This is a genomic window from Mesorhizobium sp. B2-3-5 (assembly GCF_006442395.1).
Classification (GTDB): Bacteria; Pseudomonadota; Alphaproteobacteria; order Rhizobiales; family Rhizobiaceae; genus Mesorhizobium.
On sequence record NZ_VFVX01000068.1, the window covers coordinates 1 to 10,222 of the forward strand.

Annotated in this window: 9 protein-coding genes, 1 tRNA gene and 1 pseudogene; 5 read left to right on the plus strand and 6 right to left on the minus strand. The window is 64.5% G+C overall.

Features of this window, described 5'->3' with window-relative positions; genetic code table 11:
* Nucleotides 1-6 precede the first annotated feature (6 nt).
* The 3 genes from FJ958_RS31120 to FJ958_RS31130 are packed head-to-tail and all read left to right on the plus strand — an operon-like array spanning nt 7 to nt 2,068.
* Complete coding sequence (locus tag FJ958_RS31120) at nt 7-789, plus strand: ATP-binding cassette domain-containing protein (RefSeq protein WP_246679862.1); 783 nt, start codon at nt 7-9, stop codon at nt 787-789.
* Nucleotides 786-1,562 carry an ATP-binding cassette domain-containing protein gene (locus tag FJ958_RS31125; protein WP_140749886.1) on the plus strand — a complete coding sequence of 259 codons (777 nt, stop codon included), beginning with the start codon at nt 786-788 and terminating at the stop codon, nt 1,560-1,562. The genes FJ958_RS31120 and FJ958_RS31125 overlap by 4 nt, the downstream gene beginning before the upstream one ends.
* Nucleotides 1,559-2,068 (plus strand): L-2-amino-thiazoline-4-carboxylic acid hydrolase, encoded by a 510-nt coding sequence (locus tag FJ958_RS31130; RefSeq protein ID WP_246676787.1) that lies wholly within the window; start codon nt 1,559-1,561, stop codon nt 2,066-2,068. Before FJ958_RS31125 ends, FJ958_RS31130 begins: the two co-directional genes overlap by 4 nt.
* 154 nt (nt 2,069-2,222) lie before the next feature.
* Here FJ958_RS31130 and FJ958_RS31135 read toward each other — a convergent pair whose 3' ends face one another.
* From FJ958_RS31135 to FJ958_RS31150, 4 genes are all read right to left on the minus strand, one after another.
* Complete coding sequence (locus FJ958_RS31135; protein WP_140749889.1) at nt 2,223-2,978, minus strand: ATP-binding cassette domain-containing protein; 756 nt, start codon at nt 2,976-2,978, stop codon at nt 2,223-2,225.
* Complete coding sequence (locus tag FJ958_RS31140) at nt 2,971-4,032, minus strand: ribose ABC transporter (protein ID WP_140749892.1); 1,062 nt, start codon at nt 4,030-4,032, stop codon at nt 2,971-2,973. The genes FJ958_RS31135 and FJ958_RS31140 overlap by 8 nt, the downstream gene beginning before the upstream one ends.
* A 102-nt stretch (nt 4,033-4,134) precedes the next feature.
* Nucleotides 4,135-5,112 (minus strand): ABC transporter substrate-binding protein, encoded by a 978-nt coding sequence (locus FJ958_RS31145; protein WP_140749895.1) that lies wholly within the window; start codon nt 5,110-5,112, stop codon nt 4,135-4,137.
* A gap of 518 nt (nt 5,113-5,630) precedes the next feature.
* Nucleotides 5,631-6,530 (minus strand): sugar-binding domain-containing protein, encoded by a 900-nt coding sequence (locus FJ958_RS31150; RefSeq protein ID WP_140749898.1) that lies wholly within the window; start codon nt 6,528-6,530, stop codon nt 5,631-5,633.
* Nucleotides 6,531-6,814: 284 nt separating this feature from the next.
* Here FJ958_RS31150 and FJ958_RS31155 point away from each other — a divergent pair, with 284 nt between their 5' ends.
* Nucleotides 6,815-7,720, plus strand: coding sequence for a tagatose-bisphosphate aldolase (locus FJ958_RS31155; RefSeq protein WP_140749901.1), 906 nt, complete (start codon nt 6,815-6,817; stop codon nt 7,718-7,720).
* Nucleotides 7,721-7,818: 98 nt separating this feature from the next.
* Nucleotides 7,819-9,273 (plus strand): ROK family protein, encoded by a 1,455-nt coding sequence (locus tag FJ958_RS31160; protein WP_140749903.1) that lies wholly within the window; start codon nt 7,819-7,821, stop codon nt 9,271-9,273.
* 168 nt (nt 9,274-9,441) lie between these two features.
* Here the strand turns inward: FJ958_RS31160 and FJ958_RS32600 are convergent.
* Together FJ958_RS32600 and FJ958_RS31170 are read right to left on the minus strand one after the other, a co-directional pair.
* Nucleotides 9,442-9,775: pseudogene (locus FJ958_RS32600) on the minus strand (NAD(P)-dependent oxidoreductase); the annotation flags it as partial.
* Between the two features lie 94 nt (nt 9,776-9,869).
* Nucleotides 9,870-9,946 (minus strand) — tRNA-Met (locus tag FJ958_RS31170).
* Nucleotides 9,947-10,222 lie beyond the last annotated feature (276 nt).

Sequence of the window (10,222 nt, forward strand, 5' to 3'; positions counted from 1 at the left end):
TGGTTCTTGCCGTCAAACTTCGGTGCCAAGGCACCCCCCTCTGTCCTGCCGGACATCTCCCCCGCAAGGGGGGAGATTGCGTCCTCATCTCCGCTTTCGCCAATCACCAGAGGTGCGAAAGGTGAGCCGTCGGAGAAGCTGCCGATCTCCCCCCTTGCGGGGGAGATGTCCGGCAGGACAGAGGGGGGTGCGAAGGATCGCCAACATTTCCATTTTTGCCCCCTCGGCGGCCGCGACATCGGCTTCGTCTTCCAGGATCCCTCATCCAGCCTGGACCCCGTAATGACCATCGGAAAGCAGATCGCGGAGGTCGCGCGTACCCATCTTGGGCTCGACTGGCCACAGTCCTTCGCAACGGCCAAAACCCTGCTCGAACGTGTCCGCCTGCCCGATCCCGACGCCGCCATGCGCGCCTTCCCGCATCAGCTTTCCGGCGGCCAGAAGCAGCGCGTGGCGATCGCCGCCGCGATCGCGGCCGGGCCGAAATTGCTGATCGCCGATGAGGCGACCAGCGCGCTCGACACCATCGTGCAGGCTGAGATCGTCACCTTGATCCGCCGGCTGGTGGCAGAGGATGGCATGACGCTGCTGTTCATCAGCCACGACATCGCGCTGGCGGCCGAACTCGCCGAACGCATTGCCGTGTTCCGCCACGGCAAACTGATCGAGCTTGGCACGACCAGGCAGATCATCGATGCACCATCGCAAGCCTACACGCGCACTCTTCTCGATGCTCATATCGGCCTCGATGCAGACCTGCTGTTGAACCGAAGCGGACTCCCCGCATGAGCCTGCTCGCGGTTTCCAACCTCACCAAGAATTACCGCCGCACCGGCAAGCCTGTCGCGGCGGTGGACGACGTCTCATTCACGATCGAGCCCGGCGAAACGCTGGCGCTGGCCGGCCCCTCCGGCAGTGGCAAATCGACGATCGCACGGCTCGTGCTGCGCCTGATCGAGCCGGACGCCGGGCGCATCGAATTTGAGGGCAGCGATTTCCTCGCCTTGCGCGGGGCCGCCCTGCGCGCCCGCCGCGCGCGCCTGCAGATGGTGTTCCAGGATCCGCTGGCCGCCTTCAATCCGCGCGCCACGGTGGCGCGCGTTCTCGACGATCCCTTGCGCATCCATGGCATCGCGTCGCGCGCCGAGCGTCCGCGCCGCATCGCCGCCTTGCTTGAACGCGTCGGGCTGGCGGCCGATCTCGCGCCGCGCGCCATACACGAAATCTCCGGCGGCCAGCGACAGCGTGTGGCCATCGCCCGGGCCATCGCCACGAAGCCGTCGCTGATCGTGCTCGACGAGGCGGTGTCGGCACTCGACGTTTCGGTGCGCGGCCAGATCCTCGACCTTTTGCTCGACCTGCAGCGCCAGGACAAGATCGCCTATCTCTTCATTTCACATGATCTCGGCGTCATCAGGGCGGTCGCCCACCGCGTCATCCTTCTCAACGCCGGGCGGATCGCCGAGAGCGGCGATGCCCGTGCCGTCATTGACGCACCCCGATCGGCCATCGGCAGGGCGCTGGTGGCGGCAGCACCAAAATTGAACAGGGCCAAAACATGATGACCGATCCCGAAACCAGAGCCGAGAAACTGTCACGCGAACTCGATTCCGCCTTCCGCAACCGCGCCGATCTCTACCGCCTCTTTCTCGACGAGCTGACCGGAGAGCTGGGCCCCGAAAAGGCGGAGGCGATCATGATCCGCGCCATCGAACAGCGTGGCAGGGAAGTGGCCGCAGCCGCCTTCGCGAGCTTCGGCCCCAACGATGCGCGCGCCGTCGGCGAAGCCTTCCTTTCCGTCAGCCCTGATGGCGGCCTGATGTATCCGACCGATGTCGAGCGCGGCGATGACCGCATCGCCTTCAATGTCAAACGCTGCCCGCTGAAGGACGCCTGGGTCGAGGCCGGCGTTGGCGATGAAAAGCTCGCCACGCTCTGCCGCATCGCCGGCGCCTTCGACCGTGGCCTGTTCGAGGCGACCGGCGTGCGCTTCGACAACGTCACCTGGACGCCAGGGCACGGCTCCGGCTGCTGCCATATCGCGCTGACCAACCGCGATGCCGGCTAGCAATTCAGAGCCCAAGGTGTGTTGAGATTCAGGTCAGGACGGCTCGAAAACGATGGTTTCCGAGAACCGGAGCGGAGCGTACTTTCATACGTGAGCACCGGAAGCGCAGGAAGCCGTCGTTTGCAGGCCGGCATCACCTGAATATCAATACGCCTTACCCGCCGACCATCAGCTTGACGACTTCGTCATGGTTGGTCTCGGAAATCTTGCGCTCGCCGGCCTGGATCCCGCGCCGCAGCACCACGATGCGGTCGGATACGGCGAAAATATCCTGCAGATTGTGCGAGATGAAGATTACCCCCCGCCCCTGCGCCTTGAGCTGGTGGATCAGTGAAATCACCTTGCGCTGTTCCGGCACGCCAAGTGCCGCGGTGGGCTCGTCCATGATCAGGATCTGCGCATCCCAGTAGACGGCGCGGCCGATGGCGACGGCCTGGCGCTGGCCGCCGGAGAAATTGCTGACCGGGGCTTCCATCCGGCTGACGTGGAAGTCCAGCCGCTTCATCGTCTCCCGCGCCGCCTCGGCCATGGCCTTGCGGTCGAGCACCGGCAGGAAGCCGAACGCCTTGCGCACGGGTTCGCGGCCAAGGAAGATGTTGGCGCCGATCGATAGATTGTCGGCGAGAGCAAGATCCTGATAGATCGTCTCGATGCCCTTTTCGCGCGCCTCCTGTGGTGTCGCGAAAGTCACCGGCTTTCCCCGGAGCAGGATTTCGCCGCCCGTCGGCTGGAACACGCCCGATATCGCCTTGATCAGCGTCGTCTTGCCGGCGCCGTTGTCACCGGCAAGCGCAACCACTTCGCCCGGCCGCACGGCCATGGAGAAATCGTTGAGCGCCCGAACGGCACCGAAGTGCTTGGAGAGATTTCGGACTTCCAGCAGGGACGCGGTCTGGTTGGTGCTATTCATCCTGACGGGCTCCACTGAACCGGCGTTGCGCCTGGTCGATGAGAACGGAAATGATGATGACGACGCCAACGGCGATGAACTGCCAGAACGGCTCGACATTGACGAAAACCAGCCCGTACTGGATGACCGCGATCACCAGCGCACCGGCGACCGTGCCGAAGATGGTGCCGGACCCGCCGAACAGGCTGGCTCCGCCGATCACCACCGCCGCGACGCTGTCGAGCAGCAAGGGCTCGCCAGCCTGCGCCGCACCCGCGGTGAAGCGCGCCGCGTAAAGCGCGCCGCCAAGGCCCGCGCACATCGCCGACAGCACATAGAGCCGCAGGATGTGACCCCTGATGTCGATGCCGGAGCGCCGCGCCGCCTGCACATTGGCGCCGATGGCGTAATTGTGCTGGCCGAACCGGGTCTGGCTGAGCAGGTAGTGCATCACGACGACGAAGACGGCGGTGATGATCACCAGATAAGGCACGCCATAGAACCTGCCGTTGCCGAGCAGCGCGAACCAGGAGTTCTGCACCGGCACTGTCGTTCCGCCGGCAAGCAGGAAGGCGGCGCCGCGTGCAACGCCGAACATGCCAAGCGTGCCGATGAAGGGCGGGACCTTGAGGCGAGAGATCAGCAGGCCGTTGATGACGCCCGGCACGCCGGCAACGATCACCGAGGCAAGAATGCCCGCCAGCATGGCCAGCGGCAGAGGGATGGCCGCGCCTGCCAGGTTGGTGGCATGGGCGGCGATGACGGCGGCAAGGCCCATGATAAAGCCAAGCGACAGGTCGATGCCGCCCGAAATGATGACGAAGGTCTGTCCGGTCGCCAGCAACAGCGGAGCCACGGCGAATATGGCGATCGACTGCAGGTTGAACGGATTGAGGACGAAGGTCGCGCCGAAGGCGAGCCTCGACCAGATTTCAAAACAGATGATGAGGCCGGCCAGGAACAGCCAGGCGCGCCCTTCGGCGATGCGTGCGATCCAACCCCTGGCCGGATCGCCGTGATCGGCCTGGGGGGCGACATGCTTCTCGGCCGGCTGGGCTGGTGATGTCGAGGTCATGGATACTCCGCGGCGCGGCTGTCTTCAAATGGATCCCCGCCTGAGGCGAGGACCGACACGGGCTCCTCCCGGCGGACCGGGAAGAGCCAGGCTCGTCCGGCTTTATTCGGAGTAGAGATACTTCGAGATGTTCGGGTCCGCGATGTTGGACTTGTCCATGATCGTGAAGCCGGTGCCGATCGTGACCGGGATCGAGTGCCCGGTCAGGTGGGCATAGGCCGAGACGACGCCGAAGTAACCGATCTCGGCGGGATGCTGGGCGATCGCCACGTCCACGAGGCCTGCGTTGATGTTGTCGACGATGCTGGTCGGAGCATCGAAGGCAACGACCTTGACGGTGCCCGTCTGTCCCGCCTGCTTGACGCCATTGGCGGCCCCCAGCGCCGAGAACAAATTGGCGCCGAACACGCCGACCAGGTCGGGATTGCGCGCGAACACCGCCTGCAACTGGGACGCCGCCTTGTTGGCATCGTCGTCATTGAACTGGGTTTCAAGCACGGTGATGCCGGAGTGCTTGGCCATCTCCTTCTTGAAGCCCTCTTCGCGCTGGTCGGTGGTCGAAATGCCGGGCTTGACGTTGGACACATAGACCTTGCCCTTGTCGCCAACGGCGGTGGCAAGCGCCCGCGCCGCGATCTCGCCGCCGAGCACATTGTCGGAGGCAATGTAGGATAATGGGAAATCGGCATCGCCGGCACCCGTCTGGTAGACGCCGCTGCCGATGAAGGTATCGACGGTGATGACCGGGATACCCGCGTCATTGGCCTTGCGTAGCGGCTCGACAAGCTGGACCTTGTCGGTCGGCGCGATCAGGATGGCATCCGGCTTCTTGGCGATGACCGCGTCGAGCACCGGCACCTGGGTGACCGGGTTGAAGTCCGAGGCGCCCTGGAAAACCAGGTTCACGCCAAGCGCGTCGGCCGCCGCCTGGGCGCCCTTGCGCATGGTGATGTAGAAGCCGTCGGTGGTAAGGCCTGGAATGAGCGCAATGGTGTATTTCTTGTCCTGCGCCTGCGCCGGTGCGACCAGCACTGATGCGCTGACGGCCAGCGCCGCGAGCGCGGCAACGAACTTCTTCATGACATCCTCCTCATTGTTGGCAATTCTGCCGTTGCAAGTGACATTGGAATGGCCGTCATCCGCTCACGGAGAAGATGCCGACGGCCTGGAACGCCTTTTTGCCTTCGCGGGCAGCTCCTCCCAAGCGCCCTCCAGTCGATTTGCCAGCCGGTCGGGGACCGGCGCGGTTGGCCACAGCTCGTTCCCCGCCTCCGCGAGGTTCGACAGACTGCGCGCCCGCGCCTTGCCTTGCCGGCGGGCGTTCGAACTTGTAACACTTTGCAGAAATAAATTGCAACTCGGTTTTACGAGCTGGCAGCGCCGGGCTTTCACATCATACAGCATCCGACTGCTCCGCAGAGCCCCCGGTCAACTATTGTCCGGGGCCTTCGGCGATACAACTGATTTCGTGGGGGCGTCCCGGACCTCCAAGGGCCACCAATTGCGGCGTCCCGCTGTCCCGTCAGCAATTCCAGGAAAAGTGCCTAGCGGTTTTCGTCCGGAATTGCGTAAACACAAAGGATTAGAGTGAGTCCGCTCTAGGAGAGTACCGCGAGGATGGCCTGCGCCGTCTTCGTATCCGTCACTAGCGTATTGATGAGCCCGGCGCGGGCGGCGGCAATGATCGCCGTCGCCTTCTCAGGCGACGCGGCAACGCCGATGACCAGCGGCACGGCTCGAAGCTGGGCCGGCGACATGGCGATCATCCGGTTCTCCCCCTCCCAGGCGATCAGCGTGCCCTCGGCATCGAAGTAATGACGAAGCACGTCTCCGGCCGCATGAACCAGCGCCTGCTCGCTCGGCGTGGCGGCACTCGCCTCTGGGGCGTTGATGGCATGTGGCAGGCCGACACCGACGATCGCGACATCGGTCTTCTCCCACAGCGCGACGGCATCGCGAATGGCAGTGTCGCGCAGGAAGACCTCACGCAATTCGGTGGAGGGCAAATAGGGCGCGTGGATGAAGTGGGGCGTGCCGCCGAATTCCTCGGCGGCAAGCCGCACGAATTCGTTGACCTGGAAATGCGCCGCCTGCTGCTGCATGCCGCCGGTGGCAGCCACGGTCAGTGTGCCGGGCATACGGGGCAGTCCGGCCCGTATCACCTCGCGCACGGCCCGCCCCCAGCCGATGGCGACCACGGAACCCGCCGCCAGTTGCGCCTGCCTGAGCAACCCGCCAAGGGGTGCCGCGAGCGCCGCCAGCGTGCCCGCCGCCGGGGTCTCGACCACCGCGGCATCCCGCAGCTTCAGACCATCGATCAGCTGCCTGGTGATGTCCTCCGGTGTCGCCAGGTCGAGAACCTCGATCCGCACGATGCCTTCGGCGCGTGCCCGCTGCAACAGGCGCGAAATCGTCGCGGTGGAGACACCAAGTTGCCGCGCGATGTCGACCTGCGACATCTCTTCCACGTAGTGCAGCTTGGCGACGGTGTGCAGCATCGTCCGCGATGCGGCCGCATCCTGGATGGGGGAAACAGGCAGCTTGCAATTCCTTTCAGCAACGTGTTACACACGTATACGCCGACGCGAGTTATCGCGCAAATTCAGCCAACTCGCAACTTGCGCCGATCCCAGGCCGCAGGGCAGCGAGGCGCCTTCTTCGAGGCGATGGCGCGTCGCCGTCGGCACGGATCGTCCCGCCGGGAGGCGGACAGGACTGAGCATTCTTGTTTCCACGGGAGCCGCGCCCTCCGGCGAGAGCGCGCAAGATCGGACTGAGGACCATGGCAAAGATGACCACCGCCGAGTTGCGCGGCTACCAGCAGATATGCGGCAAGGACGGGGCCATGGTGGCCATCGCCTGCGACCAGCGCGGCGGCATGCGGACCTTGCTGGCGTCGGATCCAGCCGAACAGGCCAGGATCACCAACGACATGCTCGGCGACACCAAGGCCGATATCACGCGTTACCTCGCAAGTGCTGCCTCCTGCGTGTTGCTCGACCCGCTATGCGCGGTGCCGCGCATTGTCGACGAGGGTGTCTTGGGCAGGGATACGGCGCTGCTCATCGGCCTGGACGCGTCCGGCTTCGACGTCTCGCTCGAGGGCTACCGTCTGTCGCGCCTGGTTCCGGGCATCGACGCGCGCCGGGTGCGCGCGCTGGGCGGCACCGGCGGCAAGATCATGGTCTATCTCAGGGCCGACAAGCCGCAGGCCAACGAACACAACATCGCCATCCTGCGTCAGTGCATCGCCGATTTCGGGCGGGAAGACCTGCTGCTGGTCGTCGAATTCCTGACCTACCAACTCGAAGGGGAAAGCCCCGAGCACTATGCCGCCAGAACCCCCTGGCTCGTCGAGGAAGGCACGAGGATTTCGCTGGAGTGCGGCGCGAAGGTGCTGAAGCTTCCCTATCCCGGGACGCCGGAGGCCTGCGCCAACATCACCAAAATGGCCGGCGACGTGCCGTGGGCGGTGCTTTCGGCCGGCGTCAACCACGCTACTTTCCTCGGCCAGGTCGAGATCGCCATGCAAAACGGTGCCTCGGGCGTCATCGCCGGCCGTTCGTTGTGGAAGGACTGCATCTCGCTTGACCGTGACATCCAGCGCGAAAGGCTTAAGACAATCGCAGTGCCTCGATTGCGTGAGATCCAGGCCGTGATCGGACACTACCGGCAAAAGGCCGCCTAGGCATTTCGCCCAAAATGGGAAAGGAGCGGCTCTCCGGTCAACCGGAGACGCTCAATGGATCGACGCTTATCGCTTATATAGCGCACGCACGAGACGTCATGCCAAACACTTCGATGGCCATAGGGATCGATATCGGCGGCACAAATCTGCGTGCCGCCCGCATCTCCGGCACCGGTGAAATCCTCAAGCGCGTTTCCGAAAAAAGCGCGCCCGACCCCGAGCTGGTGCTCGGCCGCATCGCCGACATGGTGCGCCTGCTCGACACATCGGACGTGAAGGCCGTTGGCGTCGGCGTCCCCGGCCGGGTTGATGCACGACGCGGCGTCATCCTGTCGGGCGGTTATGTCAACCTCGCCTCCGTCGCGCTCGCGCAACGCCTGGAAGATATGACAGGCAAGCCAGTTGTCATCGACAATGACTGCAACATGGCGTTGGCCGCAGAAATGGCGCTCGGCGCCGGGCGGCGCCACGCCAACGTCGTGATGTTCACGATCGGCACCGGCATCGGCGGCGCCCTCGCCCAGAACCGGCGGATCACACGCGGCTCGGCGACGGCCGGTCAACTCGGCCACGTCACTGTCGACGTCAATGGCGAAGTCTGTGCCTGCGGCCGGCGCGGGTGCGTCGAAACCATGAGTTCGGGCAGCGCTCTTGGCCGTCACATTGCGCGCGCCGGGCTGGGCGCGGACATTTCGGTCGATCAGCTCTTTGCCCGCGCCGCGGCCGGCGACCTCCAGGCGCGCGGCATACTGGACGTCTGGGCGCGGCCGCTGCGAGCCGCTATCGATACGGCCGTCGCCGTGCTCGACCCTGAACTGGTGCTGCTGGGCGGCGGCCTTGGCCGCGCGGCACACAAGGCGCTTGCCTGTGCCCCGGCCCAAGCGCCCTGGTACCAGTGCCCGGTCGAGCCGGCGCGGCTCGGCGACGACGCCGGCGTCATTGGCGCCGGTCTTCAGGCATTGGCAGGGCCGGACACGGTAGCAGCGATTTCGTCGCCAGCTCGACCCAAGCGAGCCCGGCGCGCAGTGCTCGTCAACGGCATTCCCGCCAGCGGCAAGAGTACGGTGTCGCGCGGCATCGCCGAGCGCATGGGATGGCCGCTGCTGGCGCTCGATACGATCAAGAATCCGTTTCTGGAAGTGCTCGGCGGCGGCGACCGCGAATTTAATCGCACGCTGGGCCGCGCCAGTTATCAGGCGATCTGGTCCGTTGTCGGCGAAGCTCCGCCGGGAACCAGCTTCATCGTCGACGCCTGGTTCGGCTTCCAGCCGCGCCAGCTTCTCGAGGATCATCTGCGAAAAGCTGGCGTTGAGCAGACCGTCGAAATCTGGTGCCACGCGCCTGGCGAAGTCCTTGCCGAGCGCTATGGCGCCCGGCTCGACCAGCGCCCAGCGGGCCACCCAGGCGCGACCTATATCCCCGAACTGATCGAACTCGCCAAGCGCGCCGAACCACTGCGGCGTGGGCCGCTCTTCGACGTCGACACAACCAAGCCAATCGACTTCGATGACATCACAGCCTGGCTGCGAGCGGTGATGCCCAGCGACGCGTAGAGCTTTGTTTGGGACAAGAGCCGGCGAGGAGCGAAGCTCCCTCGTGCCAAGGTTTGCTTCGAGCAAACGCGAGCGCGACCTGGCCCGCAAAGAACGCCTTCGTTCAGGAAATGAGACCGGCCCGAAACCGCTGCTCGGTGTTGGGCCGCGCCTTGGGCCGTCTGATCGATGGCCGACAGTGAACCGCTGCCTGATATGGGCAGGCTTCTCGATTTCGTCGGCCATGACGATCGCGGAGTCCCCGAAGGAGATCCTGCTGCGCCTCGGCCTCGTAGATCGCTGGAGATTCGGGATTTCGAGCAAGCGCTTGTCGGGAGACCTCAAGACCGCCCGCGCCGCCGACAGTGAGACAGCGCTTCACACCGGGAGCACGCACGGCGATAATCAGCGCATCGGCATCGCTGTTGAAGGAAATGCACCGCGCCGATCACAACGTCATGGCAACTGATCAGATCAGATTAGCGAGGCCTTCTTTGTCGAAGAGATCGCCCTTCTTGGCTGTCGGATGTGAGCCCGCACCAGGCAGGACAGATGATCCTTATCCGGCAAAGCAAAACGGCCCGCCTGGGGGTGCCTGGCGGGCCGTTTTTGTGATTTGGTTGCGGGGACAGGATTTGAACCTGTGACCTTCAGGTTATGAGCCTGACGAGCTACCGGGCTGCTCCACCCCGCGTCAACGCTGAGCAAGCGTTTGCTTGCGTAGTCTGCGATCGCCTGGGCGATTGCGTTACCTGGCGATTGCGTTTGGCAACTGCCTTTTTTGGTTTTGCCAATGGAAAGGGCCGCGTTAGCGGCCCGAGGTTTCCCGTTGGCGGGCCATGTTCGGAGAAGATTTCCACACATCGACCCAAAAATCATTTTTGATTTTTGGAAAGCACGATGTGCGGATCAAACGTGCGTTTAGCAGACCTGGCAGCGACCTACTCTCCCGCGTCTTGAGACGAAGTAC

Bases quoted from the DNA above. Each gene is read 5' to 3' on its own strand.
- FJ958_RS31125 (WP_140749886.1), top strand. From the start codon at position 786: ATGAGCCTGCTCGCGGTTTCCAACCTCACCAAGAATTACCGCCGCACC.
- FJ958_RS31130 (WP_246676787.1), top strand. From the start codon at position 1,559: ATGATGACCGATCCCGAAACCAGAGCCGAGAAACTGTCACGCGAACTC.
- FJ958_RS31135 (WP_140749889.1), bottom strand. From the start codon at position 2,978: ATGAATAGCACCAACCAGACCGCGTCCCTGCTGGAAGTCCGAAATCTC.
- FJ958_RS31140 (WP_140749892.1), bottom strand. From the start codon at position 4,032: ATGACCTCGACATCACCAGCCCAGCCGGCCGAGAAGCATGTCGCCCCC.
- FJ958_RS31145 (WP_140749895.1), bottom strand. From the start codon at position 5,112: ATGAAGAAGTTCGTTGCCGCGCTCGCGGCGCTGGCCGTCAGCGCATCA.
- FJ958_RS31150 (WP_140749898.1), bottom strand. From the start codon at position 6,530: ATGCTGCACACCGTCGCCAAGCTGCACTACGTGGAAGAGATGTCGCAG.
- FJ958_RS31155 (WP_140749901.1), top strand. From the start codon at position 6,815: ATGGCAAAGATGACCACCGCCGAGTTGCGCGGCTACCAGCAGATATGC.
- FJ958_RS31160 (WP_140749903.1), top strand. From the start codon at position 7,819: ATGCCAAACACTTCGATGGCCATAGGGATCGATATCGGCGGCACAAAT.